The following is a 23,444-nucleotide window of genomic DNA, read 5'->3' on the forward strand; positions in this document are numbered from 1 at the left end:
ATAAAAAGATACGGACAGAACAAACCACGGCCAATGGAAGTTTTAATATTAAAGTTAACGTTGAAAATAATTCTGTTGCTATTCGTGCTATCCAAAATTCTACAAATAAAATTAAATATGTAGAACCTCTACTTTCAACTTTCTGGAGTTATCCAAAATTTACCGTTCAAGCAGATGGGACTATTTTTGTAAATTCTCAAGCAAATAAATTACTGAAACAAACATTACAAGAACAAAAGTATACAGCATCACCAGTTTTTAGTAGGGTTACTTATGATTCTAAGACAAAAACATTAAATCTGATAGGAGATATGCCGAGTGCTTCAACGCTAGATATTTATATTGGCTTTCAAAAAATTAGAACTGAAGAGACAGATAGTAATGGTCATTTTGATATAAAAGTAAAAGTAGAAAATGACAGAGTATCGATAGATGCAGTCCAAAAATCAACAACTAAATTTAAATATACTTCTTTTTTGGGATTTTGGGGTGCTCCTACATTCCATGTTCAGAAATCTGGAGAAGTAGCTTGTGGTGAAAATGTGAAACTAGCGAATGGAGTTTTTATAAAAATTAAAAAATTTACTCCTTTCCCTAAGGTTGATGAGGTAGTTTACAATGAAAAAAATGACTCATTAACTATCCCGATAACGATGTCAATTGCTTCTCAGTTTACTGTTTATAGAAATAGTATAAAGGTACAAACAGTAGATTGTGAAGCTAATAAGAAAAGAATTGTCACAGTTCCTCTTGAGAAAGGTGATAATAATATTAAAATTAGTATTTCAGGTAAGGATACTTCAACAACTGTTTATCAAGATACTCAGAAACTAGAATTTAGTATTGATAATGGTCGAAATATCAAAGCAACTTCCTCAACAAATATCTCTTTAAAGGAAAAACTCCCTGTAGTTAGTGTAACACGCTCAGGAACTCCTACATTTAGCGATATTTCTTTTGATACTGAAACAAATACCTTTAATATTTCAGGTAAAATGCTATGGAAAGGAACTATAACTCCGTATCTTAATGGTGAAAAGCTACAAAGTATTTCTACTGATGAAGCAGGAAGATTTAAATTAAGTATTCCTGTGAAAAGGGATGCTAATGGTGTGGCTAATATTGCTATTGATGGTGTCAATGATGAAACAAAATCTTCTAAATATTCATCTTACATGGATGAAATTGATTTTTCAATGTTTATGATTGATGCTTCGGGGAATATCAGTGTTAGTGATTTTATAAAAAATTCAATTACTCCAAAACAAGTGGTTACTCCACTACCAAATGTTGATCCAATACCAGTTGGTAAAGGAGTTACTGTCCAAGGAAAGGCATTGCCTAATTCAGATGTTACTGTTAAAAATAGAGGTATAGAATATGGAGGAAAAGCTGATGATAAAGGAATCTTCTCTATACCTGTTCCAGAAATTCTAGTTAATGATGTTGTTGAGATTTTTGTCAAAGCACCAAGTACAGCAGTTATTAGCTATACAACATCTGAAGCTGTATCTGTGCAAGCTCAATCACCAAGTTCAGAAGCTACTGTTAATAAGGATACGCCAAAGACCAATGAATCAGAGACAACATCTGATATAAATGATACAATTTATACACCCGAACAAATGGGAGTCCGTACAGCACAAGAATTTGCTGCAGCAGTTGTGGTGGAAAATGGAATGTTAACGGAAGAGTCTATTGAGCAGTTAGCTAGATTGGCTGAGATTAATGCTGCAGCAAACGTTGTTACCCTCGGTTCATATGTTGCTAACAGTACAAGTTCTTACGACCAAACGGCATACCGAGCAGGTAATACCTTCTATACGATGGGAAGTGCAGGATGGGATGCCATTATGGATAAATTACAAGAACTTGGAGTTGATAGTTCAGAACAGTTCAATGAAATGTGGAAAATTAATCAGAAATTTTTAGATAATCAGATTGTTAAAGAGAAAACATTTGAGTTTACGGTAAATCCTACGACAATTCCTGAATATAAATATGGACACCAGGAATTTGAATATTTACAAAATAATGGGTATCATCTAGTTGAATTAAATGGAAGGTTTAAAATGGTGAAATAAGATGTTAGAGATACGAGAAAAAATTAGAATGAGCAAAGGTTATCAAGTCTTAATTGCAATGCTTGATAGTTATTTTGGTCAGGATTATATTATCCGTAAAATCACTTATGATGATTTGGATCCAACAAGTTTCGACTTTCAATTATCTGTAGACTTTCCCAAACTAAAGGGAGTAGATATTGGTGTTGGAAATAGCGGTCCACGGCAAATGTTTCGTATAGGTGGTACCGGTGTTATTGGCATAGCGGTTCCTAGACAAAATGGTATAAGTCTATTAACCTCTGGTAAAAGAGGAGATGGCTTAGCAAAAACTTTAGGAAATACTAAGTTACGTTGGGGGAGTCGTGTAGATAATCTGGAAGAAGTTAAGTATTATTTTGATGCTTTCAAAAAATACTATGATAATCTTTAGAGAGTGATAGGGATGAAGATACGAGAAGAAATTAGAACGAGCAAGGGTTATCAAGTCTTAATTGAAATGCTTGATAGTTACTTCGGTCAAGATTATATTATCCGTAAAATCACTTATGATGATTTGGATCCAACAAGTTTTGACTTTCGCTTATCTGTGGACTTTCCTAAACTATGGGGAGTGGATGTAGGTGTCGCTAATAGTGGTCCAAGTCAGATGTTTCGTATAGGAGGAGACGGTTTTATTGGAATTGCTGTACCTAAAGAAGGGGGAAATGCAAAGTTAACCTCAGGTAAAAGAGGAGAAGGATTAGATAAAATTTTAGGAGATTCTAGTTTGCGTTGGGGAGCGGGATTAGATAATGTAGAAAGTGTTGATAAATATTTTGATGCTTTCAAAAAATACTATGATAATCTTTAGTAAAATAGATTTTTTCTCCCGAAATTTTTCGGGAGTTTTTTGTTGCTAGAAATAGTATAATAAAAAGAAAACGATGCGACGAAAAAGTGTTTGTAGGAGAGCTTGCTATGGATTTTTACACTTTAGATTACATTATTCAGCACCAGTCTTCTAATCTTGTGATTAGGTCTGTTATTCTGATTATTTTACTTGTTATTGTTATGTTGACGAGTCTTCTTTACATGCATAATCGGCTTAAGACGCGACTTCGTGATATTAGTATTGGTATTGTAGTGTTGATGCTGATTTTACTTGGTGTTCAGGTTGAGGATTATATGCAAAATAACCACGATTTTTCACAATCGCAGGCACTTGTGCAATTTGTAAAAAGTGTGGCTACAGATAATGACTTAAAAACTGACGATGTCTTGGTTAATTCAACGACTTTAAAAGATGGAATTATTGTCCGCTACAATAAGGAAGACTACATGGTACACCTTAACGATGACAATAATTCTTACACACTTGAGCGTACGCACGTGATTGACCACAATGTCTACGTTAATGGAGGAAAATAGCCGATGAATATGTATGTGTTGATAAGCATTAAATTTTTTCTAGGAATTTTAGCGACCATTTTACAGATTAATGTTCTCGGAAAATATGAATTTTCAGCTAACACTCCGCTTAACCAAATTCAAAACTTCGTTCTTGGTGGTATCATCGGTGGTGTGATTTATAACAGCTCAATTTCCATTTTGACGTTTATTATTATTTTGTTGATTTGGTCTTTGGTGGTTATTATCGTAAAACTCTTGATTAACAATAAATACATTAAATCTGTTGTTGTGGGAAATCCAGTGATTTTGATTAAAGACGGCAAAGTGAATGTGGAAAATTGTGCAAAACTAGGCGTTACAGCAGATCAGCTGATGCTCCATTTGAGAATGGAAGGTTTGAATTCGACTCAAGATGTGAAGAGTGCCATTATGGAGCCAAATGGCAAGCTAACGATTCTAGATAAAAATTCGGAAAATCCGAAGTTTCCACTGATTAGCAATGGTCGCATTAATTATGATGTCTTAGAATTAATCAATCAGGATGAAGAGTGGCTGCTAGAAAAACTTAAGGAACAAAATATTGATAACCCTAGAGAAATCTTTTTAGCTGAATACTTAAATGGAAAATTGTACCTGGTTCCCTATTCAGAAAAATAAAATTGATAAAATCACCAGATTTTCTGGTGGTTTTTCTTTTCTTTTTCGAATAAATAAGTAGGAGGAAAAGAGATGCGACTTGTAACGATTTTTGGCTTGTTATTGCTAGCCTTTTTATTTCATTGTGGGGATGCCAAAGCTGAAACAGCTGATAATATTCAATTTATAAGTCTTGATGAGGTCAAGGGTAAAATGGCAGCTAAAGAGGACTTTTATTTGTTGATTGGTCGACTTGATAATGTTGATACTCAAAATGCTTTAGACAGACTCAGTCAAATTGACCAAGTGATTTATTGCCTTGATACCAAAGATATTGATTATGTTGCTTACAAAAAATTTGCCAAGAAATACAATATCAGAACCATGACACATTTGGCGCATTTTCGTGGAAAGTATCAGTTTGCAGTAGCTAATGTTCTAACAGCTGACCTAGCAGGATTTTTCGCGGTTTAAGTTAAAATCTGTTAACTTCTTTAAAATTTGTTATACTAAAGCTGACATAAAAACACATCGCAGTTGGTAGTCTGTGAGTACAACATGTATCAGTAACCTTCCCCTTCCGAGGTCGTCCATTGTCAATTTTTTTAAGGAGGGGCTGTTATGAAAATGACAGTATATTTTGATGGGGCATTTTGGTCGGCTTTGATTGAATTTACGGATTCGAAGAAACATTACAAGGCTTTTCGTTACGTGTTTGGTAAAGAACCAAAGGATGATGATATTCTAAACTTTATTGATGTTTCTTTGGAAAAATGGCTGCGCAGGTATGATAAGGTCAAAGTAAGCTCTGAGTTTTCAGCGCCAGCTATTTCACAGAAAAAACGAAATCCAAAACGGGTGCAACGTGATATCAATAAGGCAAAGTGTAAGCCTGTGGTGTCAACGAAAGCTCAGCTTGCTATGCAGGAGATGCATGAACAAGCTAAGAAGATGAAACAGTCTGACCGAAAATTAAGACGGGAACTTGAAAAAGAGCGAAAGTTCACACTTAAGCAAGAAAAGCGTCATCAGAAAAAACGGGGGCATTAAGGAAGTTAAGCTTTCTATAAGAAAAAATTCAGGTTGGCTTAAGCTAGTCTGGCTATACTATAGTCAATCCTAAATAAACTTTCTTTTTTATAGTTGTAGCAGCTGTTGACATAAAGTGGCTGTTGCGAATCTCCTAGAAATTCCAGATTTAAAATCTGGAATTTTTTTGTATGTAAGAGGATTTGGGAACTTTTTCTAAGGTGCTAAAAGATTGTGAGTAACGTAAAAAAGCACCCTTTATCTTGGCGGATAGGGTGCTTTTCTTATGCCTAGAAGATTAATTCTAAACATTTTCCTTGGTGTTGACTATTTAGTCAAGATATTCAGCGATGGCTGTATCAGTTGCGATACGTCCAAATGTGAAGATGTCTGTTAATGAGTTACCACCGAGTCGGTTACCTGCGTGGAGTCCACCTGCAACTTCACCAGCAGCAAAGAGACCTTTGATAATTTTGCCATCTTCGTTGATGACATGGGCGTGAGTATCAATTTTTAGACCACCCATCGTGTGGTGTGTTGCTGGTTTACGTGGTGTTGCGTAGAATGGTGCGTTTTCGACTTTGAGGTCAAAGGCACCTTTGTCAAATTCAGGGTCATGACCAGCGTCAACGTATGAATTGTAATTGGTGATTGTTTCTACCAAAGTAGCAGGGTCAATGTTGATTTGCTCAGCCAATTCTTCCAAGGTATCAGCCTTAAAGAGGGTACCTGCTTCAACTTGGGCATCAATTTTATCTTGGCTAGTGTTGTAGGCTGTTTCTTTGATGTTTTCATCGGCGATGAGATAGAAGAGACCACCGTTATCAATAGCTGCTTGAGATAATTGGTCACGGCTACCATATTCATCGACGAAGCGTTTACCTTTGGTGTTGACCATGATAAAGTTTGCTGGAGGTACTTGAAGCCCTGTGAAAAGTGCGCCAGTCACTGGGTCAGATACTGGCATCATTTGGCTAAAGCCCATACCAACAAGGTCTGCACCGACAGATTGACCAAGTAGGATACCGTCACCAGTTGCAGCAGGGGTATTTGAAGTGGCAATATTATCATCAATTTCTGACCAGTAAGTGTTGTATTTTTGTAGCATTTTAGTATTGGCTGCAAATCCACCTGTTGTCAAAATCACAGCTTTACCATTGACGGTAATGGTTTGTCCATTGCGTCCGCTACCTTTGACACCTGTGACGACACCATCAGTTACAACGAGTTCTTTAACCTGGGTATCTGTTAGAATGATTCCTCCGTTTTTCAAAACGAAATCTTTCAAAACAGCGATGTAGGCAACTCCCATCGGAACTTTTGGTTTATGACCACGACGCCAAATAGCACCAACTGGCATAGTTACTTCATCACGTAAGAATTCAACACCGATATTTTCAAGCCAACGAACAGATTCAAGAGCACGTTCTGTTAAGACGCGGATGAGTTCGTAGTTCCCGTGAATTTCGTGACCTTTGAGGTCTTTACGTTTACCACCAAGATAAGTTTGGATACGGTAGAGAAGTTTTGAGTCAAAGAGGTAAGTTGGGTCTTTGAGGTATTCTTCAATTTCGGTCTTAAGAGCACGGAAATCTGGCAAGAATTCAGGGTCAATAGTTGACTCATCAATGTCATGAAGTTCTTGCAAATTGTGAGCTTCACCAGGATTAGCAGGGAATGTATTTTGCCAAGCAGGGTCAGGAGCATTCATTGGTCCACCAGCACGAACTGTGTTTCCGCCGACTGCTGGGAATTTTTCAACGAGGATGACTTTTTTACCAGCTTGAAGGGCTCGAGCAGCTGCTGTCAAACCAGCACCTCCCCCACCGACAATGACAAGGTCAGTGTCATAAGTCTTATCTTCTTTGTCTAGAGCTGATGGTGCTTTTGGACGTGAACGAAGGGCATCGGGATTGGCACCAGCTTGACGAACCGCACGCGCGACTCCATTTAGGACACCTTTTGAAGTGACTGAAGCTCCAGAAATAGCATCGACATTCAAGGTTTGTCCTTCGATGATTTCATCTGGAATACGTGTGAAGACCACGTCAGCAATACCGCCAGTTTCACCAGAAGAATCAATATCAATAGCTTCAATGCGGTCCTCTGACAAAGTCACAGACATTGGTAAATCACCGTTGTGACCGACAGTAGTGACGTGATAAGTACCGGGTTCAAATCGTACGTCTTCAGGTTGGTTAAGCTGATTAGCAATATTGGCAAAGCGAATAAAGCGGAAGAAGCAAGATTCTAAGAAATCAATGGTTCCTTGGTCTTTAAGGTCGCCATTTTCATCAAAGGCATGTTGGACACGCCCAAGTAAAAATTCACTACCAGGCATGACAACAGCATTAACTCCTGGGGCGTCTAGAATTTGACGTAGATGAAGTTGAGCGCGTGAAGAGCCTTGAACATCATAAGAAGCTCCTACAATCATAATTGGCTTGCCTGTCAAAGGATGAATGTTAAATGATAACCATTCGATAAGACTATTTAGGCTTGATGGAATGGTGTGATTGTGTTCTGGTGTAGCGATGATAACCCCATCAGCTTCAGTGATTTTAGTGTTGAAAGTTTGGATAACAGCAGACTCTGTTTGGTCATCAGTTTCATTAAACATTGGTACATCAGTGATTTCCAAGATTTCAATATCTGCTTCTTTAGCAAAATGTTTTGCCATGTATTTGAGTAGAAGTCGGTTGTATGAGTGTTTGGCATTTGTTCCAACGATGGCAACTAATTTCATAATAAACCTCCTAGTCTTTTTCCCAAGCAAAAGCTTTTTTACGGTCGGTATTAGCTTTGCTGACAACTTGATTGGTAATATCTACAAAAGCTAGAAATTCCTTGAAATTATCTTCAAGTTCAGCGACTTTTTCAGGATTATTGAGATTAAAATTGTCATCTAACACTTGTTCGGAATGACCAAGAAGAAATTCTGTGCCAGGCATGATGCGGGCTTTCAATTCAGGGGCATCCAAGATTTGACGAAGATGAGCTTGTGCACGTGAGGTTCCTAGTGCTCCAAGAGAAGCTCCTACAATCATGGTTGGTTTATTGATTAGCGCACGACTTGTGTAGGCAATCCATTCAAGAGCAGAAGATAGCGGTGCTGGAATGGTATGGTCATACTCAGGTGTAGCGATGATAACCCCGTCTGCGCTAGCGATTTTTTCAGAAAATGCTGCGACACTAGCAGGAGCTAGCTTGTCTTCAGGTTCGTTGAAAGCTGGCAAATCTTTGATTTCAAGAAGTTCAATGTCAGCATTATCTGAAAAATGCTTTGCCATAAATTTTAACAACTTACGGTTTGTTGAACGAGTTGAATTTGTCCCAACAATAGCAACTAATTTCATATAGTCTACTCCTTTTACACAAATAATTACCTTTATCATACTCCTTTTTTAAAATAATTGAAAACGTTTTTGTTATAGGAGAGGAAAGTATCATTTTTTAAGAATATAGTATGACAAGAAAAAAAGCCCTGAAACATCAGGGCTCTTACTTGAGGATACGTTTTTAATATCTGTGAACGATTCATCTTGAGATATTATCATTAGGAATGGCTATATTGTAGAAAGCTTTGCTTAAATTGGTCTTAATCAATCTTTTTAAGATACTCTGCCAGCATCTTCTTCTGAGGTGTAGCCATGGGGTAGTCTTGAAGTTGGTCTTGTGAGACCCAGCGGAGTTCTTTACCTGTAGTCACTTTGTTTGAATTCACCAAGCCTTCAAGAAGTTCGATAGTCCATTTTTGATGACTAAAGGTGTGTTTGACTAGGCTAAATTCTCGCTTAGTCCAGTCAGGAGTGACTTGGTAATCCTTTTCAAAAAGTGCTTTTTGTGAGACGGTTTTAAGGAAAGTTGTCTCCTTTTTAAATAAATCTAGTTGCTGTCCGATGAAGTCAGTTTGAATGATTGGAAATGACCAGAAGCCGCCAAGCAAGCGCCCATCAAGATTTTTTTCTAAAAGGAAATCTCCGTCGTTATTTCGAATGACAAAAGCTTGAAGCTGTAGCGGCTTGGGCTTTTTCTTAGGAAGTTTAATCGGATATTTATCGTAAGTCCCGTGTAAATAAGCTGCACTGAAAAAGCGAATCGGAGATTCATCTGGACGAGGATTCTTGGCTGATTCGATATCAGTCCCCAGATCCATCAGTGCTTGGTTGAAATCTCCAGGACGCTCTGGGTCAATCAAAATTTCCATAATCGCTTGGAAAATTTTGCGATTTTTGGGGTCGCCAATATCATAATTGACTTCAAAAAGGCGCGCCATCACGCGCATAACATTACCATCGACAGCAGGCTCAGCAAGTCCAAAAGCAATACTAGAAATAGCACCAGCCGTATAAGGGCCGATACCTTTTAAAGAAAGAATATCCTTGTGATTATCTGGAAAAACACCATCAAATTTTTCCATGATTTCTTGCGCAGCTTTTTGCATATTGCGCACCCGAGAGTAATAGCCAAGGCCTTCCCAAGCTTTTAGCAATTTATCCTCAGGTGCATTAGCTAAATCCTCCACCGTTGGGAACCATTCTAAAAAGCGTTCATAATAAGGAATTACCGTCACCACCTGGGTCTGTTGCAGCATAATTTCAGAAATCCAGATAAAGTAAGGGTTCTTAGTTCTGCGCCAAGGTAGGTCGCGTTTTTCATTATCATACCAATTGAGCAGGGTACGGCGAAAAGAAGCGATTTTTTCATCGTCCCACATCTCAATCCCATAATCAGTTAAATTAATCATATTTCCATTTTAGCAAAGTTCATATCTTAAGGGTAATAAAAGTTCTTGGAAAAAATTTTTAATAAAAAGCACATATCTCTTGACAAAAGGTAAGCGGTTACATTATAATAAAAGTGTAAAGAAGGATGACAAAAGAAACGAAGTAAGGAGGTAACAGTTCTTATGATGAAACCACATGTCGCCCGGTATAAAAATGGTGATAAAGTCTCTAGTCGGAGTTAAGTAGGCACAGTTAACTTTACGTTATGGAGGTGGCGCTTATGTTGAAATTAAACTTAGGACGCTATAAAAATGGTGATTAGTCACTTTGATTAGCCATAAAGATTTATACCTCAAATCTCAAAAAACTGTAACAAAAGAAACATCGGAGGAACGTCTTATGTTGATGATGAATGTAGGTCGTTACAAAAATGGAGACTAACAACTAGTTGAATTTAGGTCAATGAAGGAGTGATGTCACATTTTAGATGAAGATATTAATTGGAAGTGAACGATTAGAAATAGCTAGCGCAAGAAATAATACCGGTTGATCTTGTTGCTAGTAACAGTAGTAATCGAAAGGGCTTCTAATCATATTGCTTCCATGTTTGAAAAAAGCTTTTAATTTTTTAATGAAAGTTGTGATAGATGTGAAAGCAATCAATGTAGGCCGTTACAAAAATGGAGACTCGAAAAAGATATGGCGACGAGTCAATCGCCCTATCAAAGAAACAGAAAAAATTTGATTATTATCGTTGTTATGTGAGTATTTTCAATTAATGGAGGTATCTTATGAACGTAGCAAGATATAAAAATGGTGATACTTTAGCTAGTTGCATAAAATAGCTAAAGGAGTGATACCAATGTAAAAAAGTAGTGACTAAAAAACTCATGGAGGTATATGTACAATGCTGAAAATGAATTTAAATCGCTATAAAAACGGAGATAATAATCTAACAGCCTAACTCCTTATGAGAATGGTATGTTAGATGACATACGAAAAAATTTTTTAGAGAAGCTGAGACGAAAGTGCTCAGCTTCTTTTTTTTATGGCTTTAAAATTAAAGAATTGCCATTATCGAAAAATCAACGAAAAAAATTTAGAAAATCTACAGAAAATCGTTGAAAGAAAAAAAAAAAAAGATTACAATAAAGTTAATAGAAAACGCTTTATAATAAGTAGAAACGAGGCGATTTATGTGGGTAGAAGTAATTTTCGAAGATTAAAACGTATCGAACTATATGAAATCATGCTAGCGCAGAGTAAAGAAATCGACCGATTAAGAGATGAATTGGCAAAAGCCAATGAAAAATTAGAAAATCAAGAGATAAAACTAGCCAACGCTGGTTCTATCGCAGAAGCTTCCCTTAGTTTGACAAAGGTTTTTGAAGAAAGCCAAAAAGCAGCAGACTTGTACCTTAAGAATGTCAAACAAATGAATGGAGAAGCGGAGTATGAAAAAGGATAACGAAATTACTCTTCCCACAACCAGTGAGATTGAAGAGTTATATAAAAAAGCGAAATACCGTAAACTTTTTACCGAGAAGATAAGAAGCACGGTTTTTATGTTAATTGTAGTAGCTGCCTTTGCTATTTTGGTAGCTATGCTTTACCTTCCAACCCTTAGGATTTATGGGAAATCTATGAAGGGAACCCTAGATAGTGGAGATGTGGTCTTGACAGTTAAAAGTAATCACTTTAGGACAGGAGACATCGTCGCTTTTTATTACAACAACAATATTTTGGTAAAACGAGTTATTGCAGAATCGGGTGATTGGGTTAACATCACCAAGGATGGAACGGTTTATGTCAATAGCAAAAAAATAAAAGAACCTTATATTGAACACAAATCTTATGGTGAGACAAACATTAAGTTTCCTTACCAAGTTCCAGAAAACCGTATCTTCGTTTTGGGAGATAACCGTAGCGTTTCGATTGATTCACGAAATACTTCTGTTGGTACAGTTTCTGATGAACAATTAGTTGGTAAACTAATTTTTAGGATTTGGCCTTTATCAGATATTGGTACTCTAAATTAAAAGTAATTGTCGATATATTTTCACTAATGTTTTAGGAGGGAAGGAGAGTGAAAAATCGATGAGAAATTTTTTTAGACGAAAAGATTTAATCAAGAATCATAAAAAACTCGCCACTTTCCTTGCCGTTATAGTAGCTCTGGTGACAGCTTATCTTTTGATTTTACCAGCTATCACTCTTGATAATGAGACTGCTTCGCAAGATCCTGGTATAGAAGTTGAACAAAGTAGTCAGTCGCCGCCATCACTACCGGCACCACAGGATAATCAGTTAGGATCTGCAACAGAAAGTTCCTCAGTTGATACGTCAAATAGCGGTGCTACACAAGCAGCAAGTGATGAGCCTGATTTGATCACACAAGCGACAACCTTGACAGCACAAAATCAAGATTACACGATTAAAGCTGATGTTGATGAAAAGGCACAGTTGCCTAAGGATACGACATTGACCGTCAAGGAAATCAAAAATGACGATGCTGCTTATCAAGCGAATTATGAAAAAGTACAAAATTCTCTAGTAGGAAAGAACATCGAAAGTGTTCTTCTCTACGATATTTCTTTTGAATCAAATGGTCAAAAGGTTGAACCAAAAGCTGACGTTAAGGTGACGATTACACCGAGCGAGGCTATGGCTGCTAAAGATAACTTTGATGTCATTCATTTCCCAGACGATGGTTCGCAAGAAAACATCACTCAAAAGGACGTCAAAGAAATTGACCATAAGATTACATCGGTTTCCTTTGAAAACAGTAAATTCTCAGCTTACGCTTTGGTCACTTCAAGCGACCCTAAAGATGACAAAGCAACTGACGATGCCAAACTTCAAGCTAAAAATACACCACGATCAGTAACTACTCACACTGTTACCTTCAAGTACACTGATAACAGCGGCATTGAACATGATATGACAACCGCTGAAGTTACCGATGGTGGAAAGATTGCAGTTTTCCCAACGCCGGTTTATCGTGAAGGTTATCGCTTTACAAGATGGAAAAACCAAGCTGATGATTCAACTGTTACAGAGGATACAACAATTACTAGTGATATGACAGTTGTTGCAGATTACTCTGAAATTAAGATTTACAATGCGACAATCCAATATTTCTATCACAATAATACGACTAACAGTGATACGGTCTTTGGTAATGATGTTCACCAAGTCGAAGCCAAAGATACACCATATCGTGTTACACCTCCGCCTTCTGTAAGACCAGGTGATGATCCTAGTGTATCTCAAGATGAAGTCTACTATCCAAGCCAATCAATCGTTGAATTTGCTAATGCAGCAGATTTAGCGGCTAAGGATGCGGCAGATGGTAACATTGACCAAAACATCACTATTAGAGTTGAATATGTAGCAGCAGATGCTACCTATAATGTTCACTACATGTTGAAAAACTTGAACAATGATAACTACAGTGAAATTGAAACTGTTCAAGCTCACGGTGTTATCGGTTCAACCATTAGACCGCAAGTTTTGACTTATGATTTTGCTGATTTTGAACGAACAAATTCAGTAACTCTTACCCAAGCTCAAGGTCAAGACCTATACGTTTACTACACACGTAAGACTTTTGAACTTAGCTACAATACCAACGGTGGTTATTATATCGAGCCAACAGAAGGTTTGTACGGTGAGTCTGTTGCGATTACAAGTAACGTGCCACAGAAAAAAGGTTACACCTTTGATGGCTGGTATGATAATCCAGAATTCAGTGGTAATAAGGTCACAGGAAATGTCACACTTAATAGTGACAAGACCTTATACGCTAAATGGAAAGCAGATAGCGTTCCTTACACAATAGCTTATTATAAAGAAGTTTATGATAACGCGACAAATACCACACACTATGTTTACGATAGTGCTATCGTACGTACTGGTACGGTTGATACAACCGTAAATGCTTCAAGTGCTCCAAATCTATCTGTTGTTCCAAAAGGTTATGAACGTGAAAATGCATCTGGTGGACCAAATAGCACGTCATCTGTTGTCATAGCAGCGGATGGTTCATCTGTTTTAAATGTTTATTATAGTTTGAAACGTTACACCTTTATTTTTGACCTGAACCTCACTAGTTGGGGATACTCATTAGGTCGTATCGATATAGGTGGACATACATATCAAGGTACTGAATATCGATTAACAAATATTGTTTTAGGTCAAGATGTGTCAAGTGTATGGCCAAGTTCAACATCAAATCCAAGAGAAGTATATTCGCTTAACTATCTTGGTCAGGTTTCAACAGAACGTTTCTTTGATTCTTGGGAAAATGAATATAAGACCAAACGTCAAGAAGTTACGCCTGAGCTTTTACCAAATTCAGGAACAACAAGAACGTTCAAAGCCACTTGGACCAACCGAGGTAATACTTATACGGCTGAGTACTGGTTGCAACAACCGGATGGTTCTTATGTGAAGTCTAATAAGTATAGTCAGTCATTCATTTTTAACTCTGGTACATTTACTGCCAAGGAAATCTATGGTTATACTTACCGTACGGACCAAAGCTTTACTCAAAATGGTGTTCATTATGAAGGAACATCAACATCGGATAGGATTTATCGTTTCTACTATGACCGTGATAGTTTCCAAATTGACTACTATTATGGTAACGATGAGGTAGGTCACAAACTTAATATTCCATTTGAAGCTGATATTTCATCATCAGAGTATAATTACCAACCTAGCCGACCAGCTGGTGTTGATAGTGACTATACTTGGGGTGGTTGGTATGAGGATGCTGTGTTAACAACGCCTTATACCTTCAACACAATGCCAAACCACAATTTGGTCTTGTACGCTAAATGGAATGCTCCACGTTACAATGTGTCATTTAATTTGAATGGTGGTGAAGGAGCAACTCCACCGACACAATCTGTTGAAAAATATGTTACCGCGCAAGCTCCGGCAGATCCAACTAGAAATCACTATACCTTTGATGGTTGGTTCGACCAAAACGGTAAACGATTTGACTGGACTAAGCCAATTACATCAGATACTGTATTGACAGCTCACTGGAAATTAAATCCATTGACTTACACTGTTCAATATGTTGATGCTGATAATAACGAAAGTAAGTTAGCGCCAGATAAGGTGATAACAAGTCCTGCTCTTCAACTTGGTGATACCATTACTGAAACAGCTCTTGCTATCACTGGTTACCGTCCAGGTAATAACCAAAAATCAGTAACCCTTGGTTATGAAAATAATGTGATTACTTTCTACTATACTAGAAAACAACTTAGTGTAAATTATACCGTTCGTTACTTACTAGAAGGTACAGAGACCGCACTAAAAGATCCAGTCACTAAGACAGTTACTGGTGATACGGTTCGTGTTAAAGAAGTTGCTCCAGATGTTGGTAGTGATTATTACCCACTGGATGATACGTTAAGTTTGACATTGACTTCTAACGCGGCAAACAACGTCATTACTTTCTACTATAGTAAGAAAACAGATGGACACATTACTTTCCACTACCTTGATATGGATGGTAATCCGATTCCTGGTCAAGCACCAGTTGAAGAGACTTTCCATGAAGGTGGTACTTGTAATACTCTCGACCATCATCTAGATATTTCAGGTTACACTTATCATTCAGGACAAGATGTGACTGATCACAGTAATCCAACAAGTGTCAAAGATATTTACACCTTTAGAGGTGGTGAAAATATTGATATCAATCTTTATTATAAGAAAAATATTAATATCGTAGCGCATGATAAAGAAAAATCTTATGATGGTCAAGCTCTTAAGAGTAGTGGTCTATCGGATTTGTCAGATGTCTATCGTCAATCTCTTCAAAGTGGTGATAAGTTAGCTTCATTGACTTACTCAGGTTCACAAACTAACGCTGGAACAAGTAGTACAACACCGACAGCTGTTACCATTACCGATGATGATGGTAATAATCGAAATGATTACTACAATATCATCTATACTCCTGGTACCTTAACGGTTATTCCATTGTATGTTTCAGTTATCATTACTGGTGATACGATTTCTAAAGTCTATGATGGAACCTACTCAACAGTAGGCTACGAAGTGACACGTATCAGTACAAGTCTGTATTCAGAAAATAAAATTCAATTTAATGGTACTGAGTCATCTATTACTCAAAAAGATGCAGGTACTTACTTATTGAATATATCTAATAAGTTCACAAATACAGATCCTAACTTCGATGTTCACTTCCAAGTGTCAAATGGTGCTCTTACTATTTATAAGCGTGATGTTGTTTTGACATCTGCTGAAGCAACGAAGACTTACGATGGTACACCATTGACAGCGCATACCGTCACACCAAGTCCGATGACTGATACCGAAGGATTTATTTTAGGTGAAGGTGTTCAATCTTACAACTTCACTGGTAGTCAAACAAATCCTGGTACAAGTTATAACTATTTTACTTACACATTGATGGCTAATACCAACCCCGTTAACTACAATATTTCCATTACACATGGTCACTTGATTGTTACTCCAACAATTAATTTACAAGTGACTGGAAGTGGTTGGGAACCTGCTCTTTCAGGTGGAAACTTTAAACTTGAAAAACGTGGTGCTGGTGTTTGGGAAGATATCAGTAACGAGTTTAATAGTTTTGATGTGACATCTACGGGTGGATTTAACATTGGCGGATTAACTCCGGGACGTTATCGCCTCACTCAAAATTCTGCTCCAGATGGTTATAGAGTTATTAATAAATACGTCTGCTTCAATGTACTTGAAAGTCGTGATGAATATGATAATTCTATTTACACCGTAGAACTTTGTGATGAGGACGGTCACGTTGTTGCTGCCGATGATAATAAACGAATTATAAATGGTATTGGTAATTACAATTATCGTCTACAAGTTGTTAACCAAGCTGGTAGTGAATTACCAAGTAGTGGTGGTATCGGAACGAAGAAATTCATTATTGCAGGTATTATATTAATGGTTGTCGCTGTACTAGTTACTATCTTTAATAGATGGAAAAAAGCTATTAACGATAGTGGTTAGGAGGTGATGCCAAATGATGTCGTTTTAAAACTTTTAGGATAAAATTAGAAAGAAGGTTCACTATGAAAAAGATCAGAAATGTGATGACATTACTCCTCGCAGCTCTTGCACTTCTTTTCACCGGAAGTCAAGTATCTGCCCAAACTGTTGATAGCGGTCAGGGAGGAGCAGCCACTATCACAATCCAAAATGCTCAAGTAGATAAAACATATAAGCTTTACAAACTTTTTGATGCTACAGTAGGTGATAATGGTGCTATTGCCTACACGTTACCAAGCGGTAAAACAGCAGCAGATGTTGCATCTTACTTTGATGTTGACTCTGCTGGAAACGTCACAGCAAAATCAACGACTACTCAGTCAGTAGTGGGAAGTGATGATTTTAAAGCTTGGGCAAAGACATTTGTTGGAGGTGCTTCAGCTACTCCAACAGCTTCAGCAACTGCAAATGAAAACACATTAAGTTTTACTGGTTTAACTTACGGTTACTACTTCATCGAGTCTTCACTTGGTGCAACAATCACAGTTGATAGTACAAATCCAAATGCTAATGTTGTTGATAAAAACACATCTGCTCCAACAACTCCAAGTGGTGGTGGTAAAACAGCAGATAAAACAACAGCTGCAATTGGTGATACTGTAAATTACACAGTTACATTTAACGCAACTAACTATGTTGTTATTAACAACCAAGGTAAACAAATCACTAAATACACTATCGTTGATACACCAACTAACTTAGCAATTGATGCAAGTTCAGTCGTTGTTAAAGTAAATGGTACAGAAGTAAGCCCAACAGTCAAAAATGTGGGTACTGATGGTAAATTAACTGTTGAACTTCCTTGGGTTGATAGCAGTAACAATTCACTTTATTCAACTCCTTCAGAAGTAACTCTTACATACTCTGCAACTGTAACAACAGGAGCAGTTAAGACTGATTCTATGAAAGGTGAAGCAAGCAATACTGCGACAATCTCTTATAACTATGGTGATAACTCTGGTTCTATCCCTACAAATGAAGTGAAAGTTAATACTTTAGGATTTGGTATCCGTAAAGTAGACGGAGTAAGTGGTGCTCTATTGTCAGGCGCAGAATTTAAGGTTTATAGAAATACAAATAGTACTGAACCAATCAAATTTGTAAAAATCGCTGATGGATATTACCGCCCTGCAACTGCAAGTGAAATTGCTGCTGGTACCTCTATTGTTGAAACCATCCCAGCTGGTGCTCCATATCTTGTAGGATTTAAGGATGGCGATACTTTCCAAGTTGAAGAAACAAAAGCCCCTGCTGGTTACAATAAATTGACTGAACGTAAATCTGTTACAATCAATGGTGAAGGTACTAATTTAAATGTTGCAAACAACAAAGGTTCTGAATTGCCATCAACTGGTTCATTTGGTACTAAAATGCTCTATGTTGTCGGTGCTTCAGCTATTCTAGTTGCTTTCGTTTACATGGTTGCAAAACGTCGTGTTAAAAATCTTTAATGATTAATCGTTAGAACATCTTCGAAAGTAGCACGAGTCTATTTTCGAAGATGATTCTTTTTAGAGAAAATTTGCCAGCAGAAAGGAGAAAAAGCAGTGGCGTGGTTAAAGCAACATTGGAAATCTTTGATAATGCCCTTCGTCTTTCTCATTGGGCTGGGCTTGGTTAGTTACCCTTCATTGAGTGACTATTGGAATTCCTTTCACCAGACAAAAGGAATTATGAATTATGCTAAGAGCGTCTCAAAAATGTCTGATAAAGAATACGCTAAGATTTTAAATCAGGCAAAAGATTACAATAAGAGATTGACTAGCATGAATTGGGATATGAATGATGCGCAAAAGGCAGACTATGAATCTCAGTTAAACTTCAATCATGATGGTGCCATGGGTTACATTAGTATCCCTAAGATCAATATAAAATTAGGTGTTTATCACGGAACAGACGACAAGGTTTTGCAGACATCCATCGGACATCTGGCGGGGACATCTCTTCCAGTTGGCGGAAAAGGCACACACTGTGTCTTATCTGGTCACCGTGGATTGCCTTCAGCTAAGTTGTTTTCTGACTTAGATAAATTGCGTGAAGGAGATACCTTTACCATTCACGTTTTAAATGAAACCTTGACTTATGAAGTCGATCAGATTCGAGTGGTTGAGCCGACTGATTTTAGTGATTTGACCATTGATCCAAATCAAGATTACCTAACCTTGGTGACTTGTACCCCATATGGTGTTAATACTCAACGTCTACTGGTTCGTGGACACCGCATTCCAAATGCTGATGGCGAAGCTAAGACCACTTCCGATGCCCTTCAGCTAAATGCACTTTATATTGCACCGTTTATCGGTATTCCAATCTGTCTTGTTATCGTTATTTATATCTTTGTTGTAACAAGTAGCAGATACCTCAAACGTCATGGTGACCGAGTTGGTCAATACCTCAGTCAAAAAGGACTTAAACGACCACAAATGAACTCTAAAAACTACCAAGATACCATTAATCAATTAAAAAGATTTTTTAAGGATGATTAAAAAAGATTGAAGATGAGCGATAAGCTCATCTTTTTTTGTTACGCTTTCACAAAGTTTTTGTTAAGTCAATTTGAAGTTTATATTAAAAGTTAAATACAAGACTTAATTTTGCAACAATTCATAAAATTTATGCTATAATTGAAGTTATACTAGCGAAAAGCGAGGTAAGGATATGTGGGTTGTTAGGAAGATGTATTGGCGCAGTGGTCAACAGTACGTTCAAGCACAAAAGATTTTTGAAAGTCGCGAAGAAGCAAATGCTTTTAGAAAAGAATTAGATTTTGCAACGGAGATTTATGAGACAAACTTAGCCGTTTCTAATAAAGGCGATTTTTAAACAAAGAAGCAGAGCACACCTGCTTTTTTGTTTTGGGAGATTTTGGGGATATAAATTGATAAAAAATTTAGGATAAAAACACTTTCTTTCCCGCATATCTCTTGCGCAATTTCTGAAGCTATAGTATAATAGTTTATTGTGAGTATACCTCACTTACTCGTGATTTCGGTCACGGGTCATTAGACCAAAAGGAGGAAAAATATCAATGGCTAAATACGAAATTCTTTACATTATTCGTCCAAACATTGAAGAAGAAGCTAAAAACGCTTTGGTAGCACGCTTTGACTCTATCTTGACTGACAACGGTGCAACTGTTGTTGAATCAAAAGACTGGGAAAAACGTCGTCTTGCATACGAAATCAAAGATTTCCGCGAAGGACTTTACCACGTTGTTAACGTTGAAGCAGAAGATGCTGTAGCTCTTAACGAGTTCGACCGTCTTTCAAAAATCAACGGTGACATTCTTCGTCACATGATCGTTAAACTTGACGCGTAAGAAGGTATTTTATGATTAATAATGTAGTACTTGTCGGTCGCATGACCCGCGATGCAGAACTCCGTTACACACCATCTAATCAAGCAGTTGCGACATTTACACTTGCTGTGAACCGTAACTTCAAGAATCAAAATGGTGAACGCGAAGCAGATTTTATTAACTGTGTGATTTGGCGTCAGCAAGCTGAAAACTTGGCTAACTGGGCTAAAAAAGGCACATTGGTTGGTGTTACTGGTCGTATCCAGACTCGTAACTATGAAAACCAACAAGGCCAACGTGTTTACGTAACTGAGGTCGTTGCAGATAATTTCCAAATCTTGGAAAGTCGTGCTACACGTGAAGGCCAATCAGGTGGTTCTTACAACGGTGGATTTAACAATAATTCATCATTTGGTGGAGCTTCTAATGGTGGTTTCTCATCACAACCTTCACAACAAACACCTAACTTCGGTCGTGACGAAAGCCCATTTGGTAATTCAAACCCAATGGATATTTCAGATGACGATCTTCCATTCTAATGGATATGGACACCTCAAGTGTTAGACTTGAAACAACAATAATATAAAGGAGAATAAAACATGGCTCAACAACGTCGTGGCGGATTCAAACGCCGTAAAAAAGTTGATTACATCGCAGCTAACAAAATTGAATATGTTGATTACAAAGATACTGAGCTTCTTAGCCGTTTCGTTTCAGAACGTGGTAAAATTCTTCCACGTCGCGTAACTGGAACTTCAGCTAAAAACCAACGTAAAGTAACAACAGCTATCAAACGCGCTCGCGTTATGGCTCTTATGCCATTCGTAAACGAAGACTAATTCGTTGCGGTGATCAGAAAAAAACGACTTCGAAAGAGGTCGTTTTTTTGTGTGGAAAAAATCTTTTTTGAGTTTACAAGTTAAAATTATTGTTTTATAATAATTTCAAGAATGCGATTATTGTAAAACAATAATTTAGAGGGAGACTTATGAAAAAGATTGTTTTAAAAGTTGGAAGAGAAGTTGTAAAAATAATACGCTATCTATCGATTGTAGGTATGATTTTGATGGGATTTGGTATCTTTGCAGTGTTTTTTGCTGGGCAAAATCATGGTGGCCTATTTACTTTGGATTATGGTTATCAAAGAGTTCAGGTCTCTGCTTGGATTCCGATTGTTGTCTTAATAATGGCTATGATTATTTTTTATCTTCTATTTAGGATAATGCGAGCTTTGGATAAGTTGTTGATAAATTTTCAAGATGAAGAGTATTTTTGCTCCGAAAACATCAATTTGCTTTCTAAAGTTCTTCTTTATCAGATTTTATTCACAGGTATTCAATTACTTGTTAACATCTCATTTAATTTTTCTAAAATAGCAGAAGCAAGTAGCTTATTTGATTTATCTTTAAAAGATTATCTTGTGAATATTGTCTTTATTATTATCAATGATATTGCTATTATTGTACTAAAACGTGGTTATGAATTGCAAAAAGACCACGATGAGATTATTTGATATGGAAGAAATAAAAGTACATTTAGATAAGGTGTTAAAATCAAGAAATATTACCTCTAAGGAGCTGGCTGAGAAAATAGGAATCACTGAGGCAAATTTGTCTATTCTGAAGACTGGAAAGGCAAAAGGGGTCAGATTTAATACCTTGATGAGTATTTGTAGAGAGTTGGATTGTCAGCCGGGAGATATTTTAGAATATAGGAGAGATTATGATGAAAGTAATTAAGATTTTGGGAGTGACTTTATTATTTGGACTGTTATCGGGTTGTGGCATTATCTCAGAAGCTACTTATGATACCGCTGGTGCCATTAAAACTGAAAGTAGTAAAACTTATCAAAGTGAAGAAGAACAACTAAATGTTAAAGATATTTTGGTGGTAAATAAAGACGAGGTTTTACCTTTAGAGAATCACTTTTCTGGGACAGTGTATATCATGTTTACAAAAGAAGATTTGAAAAAAGGTCTGAAGACTGATTTTTCATTGAATGACAAATCATTAACAGATGTTAAAGAAGACAGTCAGGATGATTTCAATATTCGTTACCACAAGAAAACATATTTCTCAGCTAAAAAAATTACGGTTGAAAATCTTGATCAGATTAAAATGACCTCAACTTGGTCAGACGACGTTGTATTAAGTTTATGTTCTAAATAATAAATAACTTCACTAAACCTTATGCTTAGTGAGGTTATTTATTTTTATTGTTGTGGTGTCATTGCGTTTAGGATGTTGTATTTCTTTTGTAGGAAATAACGTCCGACAAGTGACACAGCACCGATGATTAACATGACGATTGGTGGTAATTGTGGGTTAAGAGCGGCTGGTAAGAATGCAGTTGCTGTGTATAGGAGAACCCAACCAAGCATTGCTAAACCAAGTACAAGGAAAGTTTTTTTCCAACCTGGGCGTTCGCTCTTAGGTTTACCAGCGAAGCGATAAATGAAGTGATAAGTTGCATACATAGCAGCACCTCCACCAAAACCAAGGGCAAGAAGTGAGAAAAGCCCAGAGCTAGTTGTTGCTGAATTGAAGAATCCCATAAGTGCATTAAGAAGAGCAACGATTCCGATGAAAAGAAGTGATGTATCTAACCACATTAACCAAGGGTTATCGTTTTTCTTTTCTTGGTTTGCTTTGGCATCGGAAGCTTTTTCAGTGAAAGAAGCAGCCCAAACTGTTGGTGCACCAAGAAGGGCACGAGCAGTCAATCCTTTTTTCTGGTTTTCAATGATTGTTGGTAAAACTTCTTCCAAAATTGCTTGGATTTCTTCGTCAGATTTACCATCTTCAATCAATTGATTAGTAGCAATGTGAATAAATTCTTGGTTCTTTTTAGTAAGATTAGTTAAATCCATAAATATTCTCCTATTATAAGGTCTTATAAGATAAAGCCAGTTATTAGTTAGAGAAAACAAAACCTTTGCTTTTTCTAACTAGTAAATGCCTATAATTCATTTTCAATAAAGTCACAACGAGAGAAAAGCGATTCGATAATAATCGATTCTCAAATTAGTGAGCCGTCTAGGATATCTCAAAACTGTTACGACATGAGAGAATTGATTCGATACTAATCAATTCTCGAATTAGTGAGATGCCTAGTAAGAATCCTGATAGCTATTTAGTCGCGTAAGTAGGTGATGATTGTTACGACGAGAGAAAAGTGATTCGACATTAATCACTTTTCGAACTAGTAAGAGAGTTAGG

General features: G+C 37.0%; 22 protein-coding genes and 1 pseudogene. 19 read left to right on the forward strand and 4 right to left on the reverse strand.

Annotation, left to right across the window (positions count from 1 at the left end; all coding sequences use genetic code 11):
• The 7 genes and pseudogenes from E0E02_RS09450 to E0E02_RS06595 form a co-directional block, all read left to right on the forward strand.
• A pseudogene (locus tag E0E02_RS09450) lies at window positions 1-2,084 on the forward strand (hypothetical protein); the annotation flags it as partial.
• A gap of 1 nt (window position 2,085) precedes the next feature.
• Window positions 2,086-2,496: a hypothetical protein gene (locus E0E02_RS06570; RefSeq protein WP_133018178.1), complete on the forward strand. Its 411-nt coding sequence runs from the start codon at window positions 2,086-2,088 to the stop codon at window positions 2,494-2,496.
• A 12-nt stretch (window positions 2,497-2,508) separates the two neighbouring features.
• Window positions 2,509-2,916 (forward strand): hypothetical protein, encoded by a 408-nt coding sequence (locus E0E02_RS06575; protein WP_133018179.1) that lies wholly within the window; start codon window positions 2,509-2,511, stop codon window positions 2,914-2,916.
• 107 nt (window positions 2,917-3,023) lie between these two features.
• Window positions 3,024-3,473: a DUF3290 domain-containing protein gene (locus E0E02_RS06580; protein WP_021143111.1), complete on the forward strand. Its 450-nt coding sequence runs from the start codon at window positions 3,024-3,026 to the stop codon at window positions 3,471-3,473.
• A gap of 3 nt (window positions 3,474-3,476) precedes the next feature.
• The gene (locus E0E02_RS06585; RefSeq protein ID WP_133018180.1) at window positions 3,477-4,112 is read left to right on the forward strand and encodes a DUF421 domain-containing protein; all 636 of its coding nucleotides are present in this window, start codon (window positions 3,477-3,479) and stop codon (window positions 4,110-4,112) included.
• A gap of 72 nt (window positions 4,113-4,184) precedes the next feature.
• Window positions 4,185-4,565 carry a hypothetical protein gene (locus E0E02_RS06590; protein ID WP_133018181.1) on the forward strand — a complete coding sequence of 127 codons (381 nt, stop codon included), beginning with the start codon at window positions 4,185-4,187 and terminating at the stop codon, window positions 4,563-4,565.
• Window positions 4,566-4,712: 147 nt separating this feature from the next.
• Window positions 4,713-5,141 (forward strand): YjdF family protein, encoded by a 429-nt coding sequence (locus E0E02_RS06595; protein WP_133018182.1) that lies wholly within the window; start codon window positions 4,713-4,715, stop codon window positions 5,139-5,141.
• 310 nt (window positions 5,142-5,451) lie between these two features.
• Here the strand turns inward: E0E02_RS06595 and E0E02_RS06600 are convergent, their stop codons facing one another.
• From E0E02_RS06600 to mutY, 3 genes are all read right to left on the reverse strand, one after another.
• Window positions 5,452-7,866, reverse strand: coding sequence for a flavocytochrome c (locus E0E02_RS06600; protein WP_133018183.1), 2,415 nt, complete (start codon window positions 7,864-7,866; stop codon window positions 5,452-5,454).
• Window positions 7,867-7,876: 10 nt separating this feature from the next.
• On the reverse strand, window positions 7,877-8,476 hold the full coding sequence (locus tag E0E02_RS06605) for an NADPH-dependent FMN reductase (RefSeq protein WP_074965011.1): 600 nt from the start codon (window positions 8,474-8,476) through the stop codon (window positions 7,877-7,879).
• Between the two features lie 242 nt (window positions 8,477-8,718).
• Complete coding sequence (gene mutY / locus E0E02_RS06610) at window positions 8,719-9,867, reverse strand: A/G-specific adenine glycosylase (RefSeq protein ID WP_133018184.1); 1,149 nt, start codon at window positions 9,865-9,867, stop codon at window positions 8,719-8,721.
• 1,178 nt (window positions 9,868-11,045) lie between these two features.
• On the opposite strand from mutY, the gene E0E02_RS06615 reads away from it, so the two are divergent.
• From E0E02_RS06615 to E0E02_RS06670, 12 genes are all read left to right on the forward strand, one after another.
• Complete coding sequence (locus tag E0E02_RS06615; protein ID WP_133018205.1) at window positions 11,046-11,315, forward strand: DNA repair protein; 270 nt, start codon at window positions 11,046-11,048, stop codon at window positions 11,313-11,315.
• Window positions 11,302-11,886, forward strand: a complete 585-nt coding sequence (gene lepB / locus E0E02_RS06620; protein ID WP_074560873.1) for a signal peptidase I — start codon at window positions 11,302-11,304, stop codon at window positions 11,884-11,886. The genes E0E02_RS06615 and lepB overlap by 14 nt, the downstream gene beginning before the upstream one ends.
• 58 nt (window positions 11,887-11,944) lie before the next feature.
• On the forward strand, window positions 11,945-16,888 hold the full coding sequence (locus tag E0E02_RS06625) for an InlB B-repeat-containing protein (RefSeq protein WP_133018185.1): 4,944 nt from the start codon (window positions 11,945-11,947) through the stop codon (window positions 16,886-16,888).
• Between the two features lie 62 nt (window positions 16,889-16,950).
• Complete coding sequence (locus tag E0E02_RS06630) at window positions 16,951-18,378, forward strand: isopeptide-forming domain-containing fimbrial protein (RefSeq protein WP_133018186.1); 1,428 nt, start codon at window positions 16,951-16,953, stop codon at window positions 18,376-18,378.
• 132 nt (window positions 18,379-18,510) lie between these two features.
• Window positions 18,511-19,413 (forward strand): class C sortase, encoded by a 903-nt coding sequence (locus E0E02_RS06635; RefSeq protein WP_165937143.1) that lies wholly within the window; start codon window positions 18,511-18,513, stop codon window positions 19,411-19,413.
• Window positions 19,414-19,585: 172 nt separating this feature from the next.
• Window positions 19,586-19,750 carry a hypothetical protein gene (locus tag E0E02_RS06640; RefSeq protein WP_020917425.1) on the forward strand — a complete coding sequence of 55 codons (165 nt, stop codon included), beginning with the start codon at window positions 19,586-19,588 and terminating at the stop codon, window positions 19,748-19,750.
• A gap of 205 nt (window positions 19,751-19,955) precedes the next feature.
• Window positions 19,956-20,246: a 30S ribosomal protein S6 gene (rpsF, locus tag E0E02_RS06645; RefSeq protein ID WP_006531977.1), complete on the forward strand. Its 291-nt coding sequence runs from the start codon at window positions 19,956-19,958 to the stop codon at window positions 20,244-20,246.
• Between the two features lie 11 nt (window positions 20,247-20,257).
• Window positions 20,258-20,764: a single-stranded DNA-binding protein gene (locus E0E02_RS06650; RefSeq protein WP_074560869.1), complete on the forward strand. Its 507-nt coding sequence runs from the start codon at window positions 20,258-20,260 to the stop codon at window positions 20,762-20,764.
• 60 nt (window positions 20,765-20,824) lie between these two features.
• Window positions 20,825-21,064: a 30S ribosomal protein S18 gene (rpsR, locus tag E0E02_RS06655; RefSeq protein ID WP_000068664.1), complete on the forward strand. Its 240-nt coding sequence runs from the start codon at window positions 20,825-20,827 to the stop codon at window positions 21,062-21,064.
• A 149-nt stretch (window positions 21,065-21,213) separates the two neighbouring features.
• A complete protein-coding gene (locus E0E02_RS06660; RefSeq protein WP_133018188.1) occupies window positions 21,214-21,738 on the forward strand; it encodes a DUF2975 domain-containing protein in 525 nt (174 codons plus the stop codon).
• A gap of 1 nt (window position 21,739) precedes the next feature.
• Window positions 21,740-21,964, forward strand: a complete 225-nt coding sequence (locus E0E02_RS06665) for a helix-turn-helix transcriptional regulator (RefSeq protein ID WP_043895293.1) — start codon at window positions 21,740-21,742, stop codon at window positions 21,962-21,964.
• The gene (locus E0E02_RS06670; RefSeq protein WP_133018189.1) at window positions 21,948-22,394 is read left to right on the forward strand and encodes a hypothetical protein; all 447 of its coding nucleotides are present in this window, start codon (window positions 21,948-21,950) and stop codon (window positions 22,392-22,394) included. The genes E0E02_RS06665 and E0E02_RS06670 overlap by 17 nt, the downstream gene beginning before the upstream one ends.
• A 44-nt stretch (window positions 22,395-22,438) precedes the next feature.
• Here the strand turns inward: E0E02_RS06670 and E0E02_RS06675 are convergent, their stop codons facing one another.
• Window positions 22,439-23,095 carry a DUF1129 family protein gene (locus tag E0E02_RS06675; RefSeq protein WP_133018190.1) on the reverse strand — a complete coding sequence of 219 codons (657 nt, stop codon included), beginning with the start codon at window positions 23,093-23,095 and terminating at the stop codon, window positions 22,439-22,441.
• Between the last annotated feature and the right edge of the window lie 349 nt (window positions 23,096-23,444).

The sequence above is a fragment of the Streptococcus sp. KCJ4932 genome (genome assembly GCF_004352745.1).
Lineage (GTDB): Bacteria > Bacillota > Bacilli > Lactobacillales > Streptococcaceae > Streptococcus > Streptococcus ruminicola.